This is a genomic window from Sediminibacterium ginsengisoli, assembly GCF_900167075.1.
GTDB classification, from domain to species: domain Bacteria; phylum Bacteroidota; class Bacteroidia; order Chitinophagales; family Chitinophagaceae; genus Sediminibacterium; species Sediminibacterium ginsengisoli.
The window spans coordinates 575,949-590,347 of sequence record NZ_FUWH01000001.1; the positions used below are offsets into that span (position 1 = coordinate 575,949).

At 46.8% G+C, this 14,399-nt stretch carries 12 protein-coding genes and 1 riboswitch; of the genes, 10 read left to right on the forward strand and 2 right to left on the reverse strand.

Going from position 1 to position 14,399, the window contains the following annotated elements; genetic code table 11:
- Positions 1 to 79 precede the first annotated feature (79 nt).
- Entirely contained in the window at positions 80 to 826 is a 747-nt protein-coding gene (locus tag B5D42_RS02640; protein WP_078829865.1) for a LytR/AlgR family response regulator transcription factor, read from the reverse strand.
- Entirely contained in the window at positions 804 to 2,672 is a 1,869-nt protein-coding gene (locus B5D42_RS02645) for a tetratricopeptide repeat-containing sensor histidine kinase (RefSeq protein ID WP_078829866.1), read from the reverse strand. Before B5D42_RS02645 ends, B5D42_RS02640 begins: the two co-directional genes overlap by 23 nt.
- 140 nt (positions 2,673 to 2,812) lie before the next feature.
- A riboswitch (Fluoride riboswitch) is annotated at positions 2,813 to 2,876 on the forward strand.
- A gap of 36 nt (positions 2,877 to 2,912) precedes the next feature.
- Between B5D42_RS02645 and B5D42_RS02650 the strand changes: the two genes are divergently transcribed.
- The 10 genes from B5D42_RS02650 to B5D42_RS02695 all read left to right on the forward strand — a co-directional run bounded on the left by B5D42_RS02650 (position 2,913) and on the right by B5D42_RS02695 (position 14,368).
- Positions 2,913 to 4,217: a voltage-gated chloride channel family protein gene (locus B5D42_RS02650; RefSeq protein ID WP_078829867.1), complete on the forward strand. Its 1,305-nt coding sequence runs from the start codon at positions 2,913 to 2,915 to the stop codon at positions 4,215 to 4,217.
- An 86-nt stretch (positions 4,218 to 4,303) separates the two neighbouring features.
- The gene (locus B5D42_RS02655; RefSeq protein ID WP_078829868.1) at positions 4,304 to 5,149 is read left to right on the forward strand and encodes a methylated-DNA--[protein]-cysteine S-methyltransferase; all 846 of its coding nucleotides are present in this window, start codon (positions 4,304 to 4,306) and stop codon (positions 5,147 to 5,149) included.
- A gap of 2 nt (positions 5,150 to 5,151) precedes the next feature.
- Positions 5,152 to 5,865, forward strand: a complete 714-nt coding sequence (locus tag B5D42_RS02660; RefSeq protein WP_078829869.1) for a 2OG-Fe(II) oxygenase — start codon at positions 5,152 to 5,154, stop codon at positions 5,863 to 5,865.
- A gap of 6 nt (positions 5,866 to 5,871) precedes the next feature.
- Complete coding sequence (locus tag B5D42_RS02665) at positions 5,872 to 6,114, forward strand: Ada metal-binding domain-containing protein (protein ID WP_245825533.1); 243 nt, start codon at positions 5,872 to 5,874, stop codon at positions 6,112 to 6,114.
- Positions 6,101 to 6,709: an alpha-ketoglutarate-dependent dioxygenase AlkB family protein gene (locus B5D42_RS02670; RefSeq protein WP_078829871.1), complete on the forward strand. Its 609-nt coding sequence runs from the start codon at positions 6,101 to 6,103 to the stop codon at positions 6,707 to 6,709. Before B5D42_RS02665 ends, B5D42_RS02670 begins: the two co-directional genes overlap by 14 nt.
- 44 nt (positions 6,710 to 6,753) lie before the next feature.
- The gene (locus B5D42_RS02675) at positions 6,754 to 8,064 is read left to right on the forward strand and encodes an MFS transporter (protein ID WP_078829872.1); all 1,311 of its coding nucleotides are present in this window, start codon (positions 6,754 to 6,756) and stop codon (positions 8,062 to 8,064) included.
- Between the two features lie 103 nt (positions 8,065 to 8,167).
- Entirely contained in the window at positions 8,168 to 8,824 is a 657-nt protein-coding gene (locus tag B5D42_RS02680; RefSeq protein WP_078829873.1) for a Crp/Fnr family transcriptional regulator, read from the forward strand.
- A 214-nt stretch (positions 8,825 to 9,038) separates the two neighbouring features.
- Entirely contained in the window at positions 9,039 to 10,457 is a 1,419-nt protein-coding gene (locus B5D42_RS02685) for an alkaline phosphatase family protein (RefSeq protein WP_139366950.1), read from the forward strand.
- A 66-nt stretch (positions 10,458 to 10,523) separates the two neighbouring features.
- Positions 10,524 to 13,844, forward strand: coding sequence for a TonB-dependent receptor (locus tag B5D42_RS02690; protein WP_078829875.1), 3,321 nt, complete (start codon positions 10,524 to 10,526; stop codon positions 13,842 to 13,844).
- Positions 13,845 to 13,861: 17 nt separating this feature from the next.
- On the forward strand, positions 13,862 to 14,368 hold the full coding sequence (locus tag B5D42_RS02695; protein ID WP_078829876.1) for a hypothetical protein: 507 nt from the start codon (positions 13,862 to 13,864) through the stop codon (positions 14,366 to 14,368).
- The last annotated feature ends 31 nt before the right edge of the window (positions 14,369 to 14,399 follow it).

Genomic DNA, 14,399 nt, shown 5'->3' on the forward strand with positions numbered 1-14,399 from the left:
TTGATTAAAATTAGAGTTGAGAAAGAAGGTTGAAAAGAGGGATTGAGCGGTCTGCGGCTTCCGGTTAGTGACCGGTAACTTATTTACCCGATAGTTGTTTCAGCAACTGGTCTTTTTTGGAGCGTGATACATCGATAAGCGAACCATCGCTCATGAGCAGGCTGCCACCTTCGCCGCGGATGTATTTTTTGATTTCGTTCAGATTAACCAGGCTGGAATGATGCACGCGAAGGAAAGGATGTTCTTCAAGCATTTCAGCTATCTCTTTCAGCGTGCGGGAAATGGTAAGCTTCTGATTGTCTTTTAATGTAAGGATGGTGTAGTTGCTGCTGGAAGTACAGAAAAGGATATTGTTGATCGCGATCATTTGCAATCCTTCCATTGTAGGCAGTGCAATACGGTTCGATAATGTCCGCGGATGCTGAAGCTGCGCGAGTAAAATATCGAGCTGTTGCGGCAGCAGGCGGCTTTTTCTCGTGATATATTTTTCGACGGCTGTTTTGAGCTCATTCGGATCAACGGGTTTCAGCAGGTAATCCAGTGCACTGATGCGGATCGCTTTAATCGCATACTGATCATAACTGGTGGTGAAAATAAAATCGAAAGATACCGGTGTGAGCTTTTCCAGCAGGTCAAATCCGTTCATGTGCGGCATTTCTATATCGAGAAATACCAGGTCAGGTTTCATGCCCCGGATCGCTGTTAAACCTGCTTCAGCACTGTTGCAGATCTGTATGATCTCTGTTTCAGGGCAATACTTTTTGAGCAGGCTGGCCAGCAGCTCCGAAGCGTAAGGTTCATCATCAATGATTATTGTCCTGATCATCTGAGAATTGGTTTCGGATTTTTAAAATTACCACAGTGCCGGCAATATTCCCGTCTTTATCATGTACGTCGGCCATGCTGAAATCATCTGCACTGTATTTGCTGCCATTATAAAGCGCCAGCCTTTCCGCAGTGAGCTTAAGGCCGTAAGATCCCTGCTTTTCCTCTGCATGTGTTTTCATCGCCGCTGCCTTCTCCCTGCCGATCCCGTTATCTGTTATTTTACAGATAAGCGTATTCTTATACAGGGAAAAGTCAATGGTAAGTTTTCCTTTTCTGGACTGGTGAAGTAAGCCATGCCAGATGGCATTTTCGCAGAACGGCTGTAATAAAAGCGAAGGAACGGAGACCATCGATGGCTGGATACCGGCATCGTAATGGATATAGTAATCGAATGCATCTTTAAACCGCAGCTGTTCCATATCGAGATAAAGCTTCAGCATGCTCAGTTCTTCTTCAAGCGTAATAATACTTTTGCCTGAATGCGCAAGTACCTGTCGGATCAGCCTGGAAAACCTTGTCAGGTAATCTGAAGCCAGGTCTGTTTCGTTTTTGACAATAAAATGATTGATGGCGCTGAGGCAGTTAAAAATGAAGTGCGGATTCATCTGTGCCCGTAAAGCCTGCATTTCAAGTTCTGCAGAGCGGTGCTGCAATTGCAGTTTTTCATTTTTATGCCTTAACGCAATGATGAAAAAAATGGAAATGCCCAGTACTGAAATGATTGCAATGCTGCCGATCAGGAAATTACGCTGCTGTTTCAGGAAACGCAATTCATCCGCTCTTTTTTCAAGATCATTCTTTTGTTTGAATGTATAAAGATGCCCTTTGAACTGATCAGACGAAATGCTGTCTTTCAGCTGTTCATATTGTTTGTAATGTTCAAACGCGAGCGTGGTATTTCCTTGTGTGCTGTAGATTTTCGAGAGCAGGAAATGTGCATTCTGCCTGTGTTGCCGCGTGCCTTTCAGATCGCCATCGTGCAGTGCTTCCGTTGCAGTTTGCAGTGCTTCATCGAGGCGGTTCCGGTTATAGTATACATTGCTCAGGCCCAGCAGGGCAGACATTTTGTGATTGATATTCTTGGAGCTGTCCTTTGCATTCAAGTAAACGTCATGATAATAATAATATGCACTATCAAGCTGGTTTTTGAAAAGGAAATAATCCCCGAATTTCAGGTAGATCCTCATATTGCTCGGAGAGCCGTAGCGTGCGTTCCGGTAAAAGGACAAAGCAACGTCCGGTTGTTTCATCGCCATATAAAGATCCCCGAAGCGGGTATTCATTTCGCGGTAATCATAATTACCTCTTGAAGGGTGCAGTGCCGCGGCTTTTCTGAGAAGCTCAAGCGACATTGCATAGTCGCCGATATTTTTATAAAGAACACCCATCTGCACAATCGACAGCAGCATATTCTGCCTGTCGGATACGGTCTTATACAATTCCAGGGCTTCCGTTACAGCAGCAAAAGCTTTTTCATAATTTCCCAGTTCATCGTAGATATTGCTGAGCAGCCTTAATGATGTGGCAGTTTGCCAGGCCTGATCCTGTTTTCGCAGATAGTGTAGCGAAGACTCCATCGTGTCTGCGGCCTCTTTAAAAATGCCCTGGTACCAGATAGCCTGCCCCATGCCTTTCAGCGCACTGCCGATGTAGAAGTTGCTTCCCGTTTCATATGCATAGGAAAGCGCTTTCCTGTAAACGGACAAGGCTTCCTGTGCCCGGAATTCGGCCAGGTAATCACCTCCCTGTCTTGTATACCTGATGCATAGTTGCTCCGCATCCTGCGCTTTCAGCGGACAGAGATACCCGATCATCAAAAACAGCAACATCCAGGAACGCATCATCTGCAGGAGTTAAAAAATAAAACTATTCATTTAAGTACCGGTTCAGGATCTGAGTGAGCCGGTGGCGGTTTTGACTGAGTAAATAACGGCTTTTTGTGCCATTTTCCACCGGGATTATCCTGTGGATTCCATATCTTAGCAGTAATACAGGAAATGGTGTCTTCCTGACCCAACCGCTACAGAGCTGATGACGCCTGCAAATTGTAAACTGGCTTTGCCATCATCCTTTTTTGCAGGTATATGAAACAAATCAAAACAATCATCCCGGGCTTTTCAACTCTGAAGCACGCTGCACAATGGCTGTGTTATCTTCTTGTTTTGGCCATCCTCTCCGGTTCAATGGTTGCCTTATTCCTCTGGTTACTGGAACTGGCAACGGAATTCAGGTGGCAGCATGAGTGGCTATTGTTCCTTCTCCCCGTGGCAGGTGTTCTTATTTACCTGTTATATCGTTTTAAAGGAAAACGTTCCGAAAAGGGGAATGACCTGGTAATCGATGAAATTCACGAACCGGGTGGCGGCATTCCTGTTGGCATGACGCCTTTGATATTATTCTCTACAATCGTAACTCATCTTTTCGGTGGTTCTGCAGGGCGGGAAGGAACGGCGGTGCAAATGGGCGGCAGTCTTGCGGCACTCACCGGGAAATGGTTCAGGTTACCGGCAAACAAAGCCGGAACCCTGCTGATGGCAGGCATTGCTGCCGGGTTTGGAGCCGTATTCGGAACGCCGGTAGCCGGTGCAGTATTTGCGCTGGAAGTGTTGACGGTAGGGAAGCTCAGATACCAGGCTTTCATTCCCTGCATCATAGCAGCATTGCTGGCAGACCTGGTCTGTAATGCCTGGGGGATCTCACATGTACAATACCGCAATTATCTTTCCGAAGATTTGAATGCTGATGTTTTATTACGTTTTAACTGGCTGTTGTTTTTGAAAGTACTGCTGGGCGGGATCCTTTTCGGATTGGCTGCACGCTTGTTTGCAACGGGCTTACATACTTTCAAAAAGATGGTTTCAAAACTGCCCGTACGGGCAGGCTGGCTGGTGCCTTTTGCCGGCGGTTGCATCATTATCGGACTTTCTTACTGGTTGCAGACATCCGACTATCTGGGGCTTGGCGTATCATCAAAAACGGAAGCCGGGACTTCCATCATAAGCGCTTTCCGGCAAAACGGAGCAACAGACTGGAGCTGGTTCTGGAAAATCCTGTTTACGGTTATCACACTTGGCACAGGATTCAAGGGTGGAGAAGTAACACCGCTGTTTTTCATCGGTGCCACACTTGGTAATACCATCGCCGCACATACGGGAGCGCCGGCAGATCTTTTTGCAGCGCTCGGCTTTATCGCCGTTTTCGCGGGTGCAACCAACACGCCGATAGCTTGTACCCTCCTGGGCATCGAACTGTTCGGTCCGGCGTATGCGTTGTATTTTACAGTGGCCTGCTTTGCGGCTTATTATTCCAGCGGCCATAAAGGGATTTACAAATCGCAGCGTGTACCTGTTTCCAAGTTCGACAAATGGCGGCGTACAACAGATGGTTAAAATGTCCGTTATTGAAAATTGCGCAAGTTTCGGGTTATTTTACCGGTATGGCAGTGGTAGTTTTGTACTGTTATACCAATTGAATCATGAAAGCACAGCACCAGGCAGACTTCAGCCGTATCGAAGAAGCCATTGATTATATCAGGGCCAATTTCAAAGACCAGCCAGACCTCGATGAGATTGCAGGGAACAGTCATCTCAGCCCTTATCATTTCCAGCGGTTGTTTACTGCCTGGGCCGGCGTGAGTCCTAAAAAATTCCTGCAGTATATCAGTATTGATCATGCAAAGAAAATGCTGGCAGCGCAGGCATCACTCGCCGATGCTGCTTATGAGACCGGATTATCGGGCACGGGCAGGCTGCACGACCTGTTTATCAGCATTGAAGGGATGACGCCGGGTGAATATAAAAATGGTGGCGAAGGACTGGTTATTTCTTACAGTTATGCAGATACGGTTTTCGGAATGGTACTGGTGGCAGCTACATCTAAAGGTGTTTGTCATCTTGCTTTCTGCGAAGATGAGCAGGACGCGTTTCTTAGATTGAAACAACGTTTCCCCCGAGCCACTTACCGGCATACAAATGACGATCACCAGGCACGTGCTTTACAGATATTTTCGCGTGACTGGAGCAATATCGAAGCGATAAAGCTTCATGTAAAAGGAACAGGCTTCCAGCTGAAAGTCTGGGAATCCCTTTTGAAAATACCGGCCGGTCAACTGACCAGCTACGGTCAGCTTGCAGGAAAGCTCAATCAGCCGAACGCCGCAAGAGCAGTGGGAAGTGCTGTGGGCGATAATCCTGTTGCCTTTCTGATCCCCTGCCATCGGGTAATACAGGCTGGTGGCGCATTTGGCCAATATCACTGGGGCAGTAAACGTAAAACCGCAATGATCGGCTGGGAAGCCGCATTACTGGAAACAAATTCATAATTATGGACATGATACAGGAAAAACTGGAGTCTGTTGAATGGACTTCAGTTTCCGCACAGCTGCATGCGAATGGATATGCGCTTGTGCCGGCATTGCTGGATGCGGAAATATGCGATCAGATCAGTAATCAATATGATCAGCCGTCATTATACCGTAAAAAGATCAGCATGGAGCGATACCGTTTCGGGTTGGGGGAATACAAATATTTCAGCTACCCGCTTCCATTGTTGATACGGCAGGTCAGGACCTTTGTATATGAACGTCTTGTGTTTGTAGCCAACCAGTGGATGCAGCTGTTGAACATCGGCCAGGCTTACCCTGATACGCTTGATCAGTTGCATGAGGCCTGCGTTAAAAAAGGTCAGGACAAACCAACGGTATTAATCCTGAAATATGGCCCCGGGGGTTATAACACGATGCATCAGGATATATACGGCGATCTGTTTTTCCCGTTTCAGCTGGTCATTTTTCTGGATGAGCCGGGAATAGATTATACAGGTGGAGAATTTGTATTGACACAGCAGGTGCCAAGGGCACAGTCTAAAGCAATTGTTTTACAGCCGCGGAAAGGAGATGTGCTGATCTTTACCACTAATTTCAGGCCTGTGAAAAGTTCAAGAGGGTATTACAGGGCGAACATGAAACATGGCGTAAGCGTACTGCACAGCGGTCAGCGGCGTACATTGGGCATTATTTTTCATGATGCAACCAGCTGATGTATGATGCGGCACGATGAAATAAATGATAAATCGTTGCGAAGAGATATCCGGCGCTCTGTAATAACTACCGCAGGTAACCGCAGGTTGAAAATTTATGGTAAATTGAACTGCCGCTCCGGTAAAAAGATGAAGCGCCGGAACCGCGTGTTCTTTGCTTCAGTACATGAAGCGGAAGCAAACGGGTTCAGGCCTTGTGGTCATTGTATGCCGCTTGCCTATAAAGCATGGAAAGATGGAATTGTTTGAACAGGATCATACGGTAAACCTGCTGCCTTACGATGGCACGGTTAATTATTACGGCACCATCATGCCGCCAGAACAGGCTGCGGCCTATTATCAGAAACTGCTGCACGGGATCAGCTGGCAGAACGATGAAGCTTATATTTTCGGTAAGCATTTTATTACCAAAAGAAAAGTAGCCTGGTATGGAGACCGTAATTATCTCTACACCTATTCGAATGCAACAAAGCAGGCACTTGTATGGACGGAGGAATTGCTGCAGCTGAAGAAGCTGGCAGAACAGCTTACGTCCGGTTCGTTCAATTCATGCCTCTTGAACCTCTATCATGACGGATCGGAAGGTATGGCCTGGCATAGCGACGATGAGAAATCATTGGGTCGTAATACCACAATTGCTTCACTGAGCTTTGGCGCCGAAAGAAAGTTCTGCTTCAGGCATAAGCGTACCGGCGATACGGTATGCAGGGTGCTTGAAGCGGGCAGCCTGCTTGTTATGAAAGATGAAACGCAGACGAACTGGCTGCACAGGCTTCCGCCTACCACCAAAATTAAAACCCCAAGGATTAATCTCACTTTCAGAAGTATAGTTGAAACCAACTGAACTGTAACATATACCGGTAGCTGTAATTTTCAGTACATTGTATCATGCAAAACGAAAAGATATCAGCCAGGCAACTGCGCGCCATACTGGGAGGATCTGTTGGTAATCTTGTAGAATGGTATGATTGGTATGCGTATTCAGCTTTTGCCATTTATTTCTCTCCTTCCTTTTTTCCAAAGGGCGATGCAACTGCCCAGCTTTTAAATACAGCCGGCATTTTCGCGCTTGGCTTCCTCATGCGGCCGGTAGGCGGCTGGATTTTCGGACGCATTGCCGACAAGACCGGCAGAAAGAACGCTATGTTATATTCTGTTTTGCTGATGTCTGCCGGATCACTCATGATCGCCTGCACGCCCGGATATGCCTCGATAGGGATTGCTGCACCCGTTATCCTGCTGCTGGCAAGACTTCTGCAGGGATTGAGTGTTGGGGGTGAATATGGCGTGTCTGCTACTTACCTCAGCGAAATGGCCACACGCAACAGGCGTGGTTTCTATTCCAGTTTTCAGTATGTGACGCTGATCGGCGGGCAACTGATAGCTTTAGGCATCCAGCTGATCCTGCAGAAATTCTTACTCACAGACCAGGAACTGCATGAGTGGGGCTGGCGTATACCTTTTGCAATCGGTGCCGTCTTATCCATCATCGCATTATACCTGCGGAGCAGCCTGCATGAGACTGCTGCTTTTGAAGCAGAAAAGAAAACCAAGGCAAGAGGCACTATCCGTATGCTGCTGAGTCACCCACGTGCGGTGCTGACCGTAATCGGTCTTACACTTGGCGGCACCCTTGCGTTTTATACCTATACAACATACATGCAGAAGTTCCTCGTCAATACAGTACATCTTCCGAAAGAGACAGCTACCGTGCTGTCTTTTTGTTCCCTCCTGATCTTCGCCATCATGCAGCCTTTGTTCGGGTTACTATCGGACAGGATCGGTAGAAAACCATTGCTGATCGGTTTCGGGATAACAGGCACCCTGTTCACCGTTCCCATGCTGACGGCATTGAGCCAGGCAACAACCGCAGGCGCCGCGTTTGTATTGCTGCTGCTTGCGCTCTTGATCGTAAGTGGATATACAAGTATCAATGCAGTTGTGAAAGCAGAATTGTTTCCTGCTGAGATCAGGGCTTTGGGTGTTGGTCTTCCCTATGCGGTTACAGTTGCCATATTCGGTGGTACTGCAGAATACATTGCATTATGGTTTAAGGATGCAGGACATGAAACTTATTTTTACTGGTATATCACAGCATGTATCGCTGTTTCGCTTTTTGTATACCTGGGTATGAGAGATACAAAAACACATTCGAGTTTAAACGAAGACGCGCTTTCCGCAACGCGAGGCCAGCTATAATATTAAATCCTTGTTACGTCAATCTTATGTAATTGTTACCAGCGCCTGATTCACGGTTATAAGGCCGTTGTTAACCGATTTGCGCTGTGTGAAAATTACGGGAATGCAGATATTTGCGGCACAACATAGTTCCATGAACAATATCGGTGAAGGTGGATTATTTCAATACCTGTGCAACAAGGGAATTCCGGTAAAGGGTAAGGTTACGAATGTACTGCTGAAGAAAGGCGCACAGCTTTACGGGCCGCCGCAACGGTTCACGAATATTTATGAAATTATATCCGGTGCGGTAAAAGTAGGGCGTTTGTCGCCCAAAGGCGAAGAGCGGATTTATGAGATCCTTGCACCGGGCGAATTTTTCGGGAATCTCGCTGTTCTGGGGGACGATTTCTGCGAATTCTGCAAAACAATGTCTGCAACAGAAGTCAGGTCCTACGACCTGCCTTTTTTCAAACACCTGATCACACACGATCCGGTAGTGGCGGCCTGGTTTTATCCCAAGATCGTTTACCGGTGGAATAAAACAGAAACACTTCTCGCTTATATACGTTCATTCGAACCACGTGAGCGGATACAATTATTATATACGGATCTCCGTAAACAGATCTTCACTGCCGATAACCGACTTGTTTACCTGAATAAATTATTGTCATATACAGATATGGCAGACCTCACTGCAACCACCCGTCAACTTGTTGCAGATACCATGAAAACAGCGGATAAAAATATGATGATTTCCTCCGCCGGAATGATCGGATAATTCAGTTTTAATATTATCAATAATTCTATGTAATCCTTATGTACAAAGGATTGTGCGAATATAACAGGCGCAATGTCAGATTTTAACACCGGTAATGTTAACGTAACTATTTGGTGATTTTCTGAAAACGTATGTTGGCTTGGGGCAGGTATACATTTGCAGCGTTATCTGCAACCCGCATTGTTTAATGCAACTCCTCAAAAACAACATGCTTATGAAAAGCAAACTTTTTGCTGTACTTTCCTCATTGCTGTTATCATCATTAGCCTCAGACTCAAAGGCGCAGAACAGTAACAATGAAAAAAGACTGGCCAGGTACGTGGTATTGATCAGCATTGATGGCTTAAGGCCGGAATTTTATCTCGATCAGTCGTGGCCTGCACCTAACCTGCAATATCTCAAAAACAACGGTGCGCATGCCAAAGGTGTCCGCGGCGTATTTCCCACAGTAACCTATCCGTCACATACAACCGTGATAACAGGGGCATTTCCCGCGAAACACGGTATTTATTATAACACGATCTTTTCTGATTCGGGATCAACCAATACCTGGTATCGCGAAGCAGAACTGATCAAAACACCAACACTCTGGGATGTAGTGAAAACAGCAGGTCTTACTTCTGCCTGTATTTCATGGCCGGTATCAGTTGGTGCACCGGTTGATTACAATGTGCCCGAAGCCTGGGTGAATAACGGTAATTCGATCAATCCGCATGTTACACCAGCAGGCCTTTTTGAAGAGATTCAGCAGGAAGCCACAGGTAAGCTTACTTATGATAAGATGAACCTGAATAACCTGGCGATAGATGAGAACCTGAGCCGCATTGCTTCTTACCTGATCAAAAAATACAAACCCAACTTCACCACACTGCATATTGTTTGCGTAGATCATGCAGAACACAGCGTGGGAAGAGAAGGTGAAGAAGTAAAGAAAGCACTTGCTTCAGCAGACCATGCGGTAAGCAATATCCTCGAAGCGATCACAGCTGCGGGTATAAAAGACAGCACTGCCATCATCATCACCGGTGATCACGGATTTGTAGATGTGAATACAAGTTTTTCCCCTAATGTACTGCTGGCACAGCGCGGATTGATGAGCACAGGCGCAAGGGGCGAATGGAAAGCAATGTTCCACAGCGCCGGCGGTTCTGCTTTTCTCCATCTCAAAAACAGGAACGACCAGAGAACACTTGCAGCTGTTAAAAACATGCTCGACAGTTTGCCTGCATCCGTAAAAAAACTCTTCCGTATAGTGGAACGTGCCGAGCTCGATAAGATCGGCGCAGATCCAAACGCAGCGCTGGCGATAGCTCCTGTAGAAGGTGTGTCCGTATCCGGCAGTGCCGGCGGCGAACTGGTTCGTGCGGGCCGTGGCGGAACACATGGTTATTTCCCCGAATTCTCCAATATCGAAACCGGCTTTGTTGCTTTCGGCGCCGGAATCAACAACGGTGCCGTTGTGCCCAAAATGGGACTTGAAGATATCGCGCCTGTGATCGCCAGACTGCTGGCCTTGCCGTTCAAGGCACCTGATGGCATTTTATTGCCGGGCATCATAAAACAGCCACAGGGAAACAGGGAGCAAAGAGCTGTGATCAACGGAAATATCAACGCCCGGCCTGCAGATCAATAACCCGTTATAAAATCCAATATCTGTTATCCCTGATTGTAATTTTTTTTAAATAGAAACGCTCAATTTATGCGAAACACAAAAAAACTGCTTTACCTGCTTTTCATGTTTTTGCTGCCCTTTGCAGTGGAAGCGCAGGTTACAACCAGTGCTATGACCGGCACTGTAAAATCCCCTGACGGAAAAGGCCTGGAAGGCGCTACCGTTACGGTAACACACCAGCCTTCCGGTACCCGGTATGTGAATGTAACGCGTAAGAACGGTGCATTCGCGATGAACGGACTGCGTGTTGGCGGGCCTTACTCTGTACTGATCGAGTATGTGGGTTTTACAACACAAACGGTAGATGGTATCCAGGTGACACTCGGAGATCCTTATGATCTTAACGTAACACTGGCAGAGAAAAATTCAAGTGAGCTTACGGGGGTTGTCGTTAAATCGATGCTGAGGAAAAGCTCCGGTACGGAAAAAAGCGGTGCTTCTACTGTGATCGATTCGCGCCAGCTGGCCACCCTGCCCACTTTCTCAAGAAGTATCACAGATTTTACCAAGCTGACCCCACAATCGAACGGAGGTACTTCTTTCGCAGGAAGAAGCGGATACTACAATAACCTGAAGGTAGATGGCGCCAACCTGAACAATACTTTCGGCCTTAGTACCGATCCTTTACCGGGTGGTGGTGCGGAACCGATTTCTCTCGATGCATTCGATGAGATCACTGTAAATATTGCTCCTGTTGACGTAAGACAATCCGGCTTTACCGGTGCGGGTATTAATGCCGTTACCAAAAGCGGTACCAATGAATTCCGTGGTACGGCGTTCACTTTTTACAGGGACCAGTCTTTCAACGGAAGACGTTCAGGCGACAATATCCTGCCTCCTGCAGCCACATCTTCATCCAAACAATCATTCGGTTTCAGCCTTGGCGGACCGATCATCAGGAATAAACTGTTCTTCTTCGTGAATGGTGAGTATGAAGTGAACTCAGGTTCAAGGATCACCAACTGGGTGCCATTGGGAAGTACTGTTGTAGGAAGCCAGTCTTCCACGCCGCTCGATTCAATGGCTAAATTATCCAAACACCTGAAAGATGTGTATGGATATGAAACAGGCGCATACGAGAATTATCCTTCTGCAAAAAAGGATAACTACAAGTATATCATGAAGCTCGACTGGAACATTAATACACATCACAAGTTAACTGCCAAATACCAGGATTTCGTAAGTAACGAAGAGCCTTCTTCCATTAACGGGTCTTCCATTATCGGTGGTGGTGGTTTCTTCATCCCGGGTAATACTTCACTGTTATCGAGCCTGCCTAACGGACGTCTCGGCAACCGTTCCATGGTATTTGCCAACTCTGTATATGGGTTCAAGCATATCGTTCGTTCAGGTACACTGGAGCTCAACAGTAACTATCGCAATATGTCTAACAACCTGTTGTTCACTGTAAGCCGTATCAGGGATACACGCGTAACACAAAGTGCAGATTTTCCTTTTGTGGAAATCTTCGATGGTACAACTACAGCGCATAACTATATGAGTTTCGGATATGAACCATACAGCTACAACAACGATGTTGTTAACAATGTATGGAACATTACCAACAACTTTACTTACTATGCAGGAAAGCACACACTTACAGCAGGTATCAGCTACGAGAACAATAAAGTAGGCAACATGTTCATGCCTGGTGCGCAGAGTTATTATGTGTACAATTCGCTCAATGATTTCATCACACAGAAATCACCGCTGTACTTCTCTTATGCCTATTCAATGGTTCCAGGTAAAAAAGCGGTTTATTCTGCAGAACTTACCTACGGACAGGCATCTTTCTACGTACAGGATGAGATCAAAGTGAATCCGAAACTGAAGATCACCCTGGGTATCCGGGCTGAAAGACCTGTATATGTAGAGAAAGCGCTCGAGAATCCGGCGATCACAGCACTTACTTTTCCTGACAAAAACGGTAACCCGGCGCATTACAATGGTCAATGGCCAACTGCGCGTGTGAACATGTCTCCAAGGATCGGTGTAAGATGGGATGTGAAAGGTGATAAGTCGCTCATAGTAAGAGGTAGTACCGGTATTTTCGCAGGTATGGCGCCGTTTGTATGGCTCACCAATATGCCTACCAACTCAGGTATGTACCAGAACAGCGTAGCGTTACGGAACTCGAATCCCGATGAAGCTGCGATCCTGAACAACATTACTTTCAAACCACAGGTAGATGCTTATGCAAGCCTGTTCCCGCCGGTAGCCGGCGCTTCTATTCCAAGCAACATCGTGCTGGTTGACAAGAATTTCAAATTCCCGCAGATCTTCCGTACGGATTTCGCGATCGATAAAAACCTGGGCGATGGTTTTAACCTGACCCTCGAAGGTCTGATCACCAAAGACATCAATGCCATCCGCATGCGTAACGCCAACCTGAAAGATCCTACAGGTGTGGCAAGCGGACCTGATAACAGGCCGCGTTATACTTCAACTGCACCTGCTGATCGTTCTATTTATCCTGGTATCAGCAGTGCGGTAGTGGTTGAGAATACCAGCAAGGGTTATTCAATGGCATTCACTGCACAACTTTCAAAATCATTCTCCAAAGGATTTTACGGATCGCTCGCGTATACACATACACGCGCAAAAGACATATCCGGCAACTCGGGTTCACAGGCTTACTCCATCTGGAACTCAAATGCTACCGTAGGAACATCGAACGAGATGGAACTGTATAATTCTTCTGCCGCATCAAGGCACCGTGTGGTAAGCATCCTGTCTTACAGGCTTGAATATTTGAACCATGGTGCAACCACACTGTCGCTGATCTACCAGGGTTCACCAGGCGGTAACATCACTTACAGGGTGAACGGTGATATGAATGGTGACGGTAACAACCAGGACCTGATGTACGTTCCTGTAAAAGCTACAGACCTCACATTCGAGCCTTATTCTGTAACGGTTAACGGGCTCACGTTCAACTATACAGCCGAACAGCAGGCTGCAGCGCTGGAGTCTTTCATCAACAAATCCCCGTACCTGAGCAAACGCCGTGGTCAGTATGCAGAGCGTAACGGAGGTGTATCTCCATGGTCGAATGACCTTACTGCACGGATCATGCAGGAAGTATTCATCAAAGCCGGCAACCGGAAGCACACTTTACAGATCACTGCAGATTTCAACAACTTTGCCAACCTGCTGAACAGGTACTGGCCTGGCGGAAGAACCACCACCACCACACAGCCGCTGGCATTCCGCAGCTTCAACACAGCTGGTGTTCCGGTTTACCGTATGCAGCAGACCAACGGTGTTTTATATACTGATCCATTCCAGACCGTTACCGGCTCCGGCGGAACCTGGTCAATGCAGTTAGGCGTTCGTTATATCTTTTAACCCAACATCATTTTAATATGAAAAAGAAAGTTTGTTTCTCTGCTTTGCTGATTGGTGTTCTGCTCAGCTCATGCACCAAGAACAATGATTTTATCAAGACAGAACTGGAAAAAGCATTGCCTTCCATCGAGCTTACAAGTCTCGGTCTGATGTTGCAGACAGGGCCTTTTGCGCAAACAGACGTTATCCAGGTTACCTTCGGTGGCGCCGTTACCCAATCAGAGGCAGGTACTTTCGATATCGCATGGTATGATGCGCCTTCTTCAGGTACAGCTAAACTGGTAGACAGCGTTCACTTCAATTCCTGGACAGAAACTGCTGCCACTTCAAACGCCAATAATGCGATTGCAACCACCAGTATTCCCACTTCATACCCGAATACGACAGCCTTTGCCGGTAACCTGCTGCTGAAGCTTACCAAGCTTCCTGCCGGTAACAAGTCGTACACCTTACGTGCCTATGCCCGTACCAAAGACAATAAAATGGCTGCCGTTTCGGTGTCTAAGCTGATTACGATTAAATAAGAAACACTAACTTGAACCTGTTGATATTAAC

Coding starts and splice junctions, on each gene's coding strand:
- B5D42_RS02640 (WP_078829865.1), bottom strand. CDS start 826: ATGATCAGGACAATAATCATTGATGATGAACCTTACGCTTCGGAGCTG.
- B5D42_RS02645 (WP_078829866.1), bottom strand. CDS start 2,672: ATGATGCGTTCCTGGATGTTGCTGTTTTTGATGATCGGGTATCTCTGT.
- B5D42_RS02650 (WP_078829867.1), top strand. CDS start 2,913: ATGAAACAAATCAAAACAATCATCCCGGGCTTTTCAACTCTGAAGCAC.
- B5D42_RS02655 (WP_078829868.1), top strand. CDS start 4,304: ATGAAAGCACAGCACCAGGCAGACTTCAGCCGTATCGAAGAAGCCATT.
- B5D42_RS02660 (WP_078829869.1), top strand. CDS start 5,152: ATGGACATGATACAGGAAAAACTGGAGTCTGTTGAATGGACTTCAGTT.
- B5D42_RS02665 (WP_245825533.1), top strand. CDS start 5,872: ATGCGGCACGATGAAATAAATGATAAATCGTTGCGAAGAGATATCCGG.
- B5D42_RS02670 (WP_078829871.1), top strand. CDS start 6,101: ATGGAATTGTTTGAACAGGATCATACGGTAAACCTGCTGCCTTACGAT.
- B5D42_RS02675 (WP_078829872.1), top strand. CDS start 6,754: ATGCAAAACGAAAAGATATCAGCCAGGCAACTGCGCGCCATACTGGGA.
- B5D42_RS02680 (WP_078829873.1), top strand. CDS start 8,168: ATGCAGATATTTGCGGCACAACATAGTTCCATGAACAATATCGGTGAA.
- B5D42_RS02685 (WP_139366950.1), top strand. CDS start 9,039: ATGAAAAGCAAACTTTTTGCTGTACTTTCCTCATTGCTGTTATCATCA.
- B5D42_RS02690 (WP_078829875.1), top strand. CDS start 10,524: ATGCGAAACACAAAAAAACTGCTTTACCTGCTTTTCATGTTTTTGCTG.
- B5D42_RS02695 (WP_078829876.1), top strand. CDS start 13,862: ATGAAAAAGAAAGTTTGTTTCTCTGCTTTGCTGATTGGTGTTCTGCTC.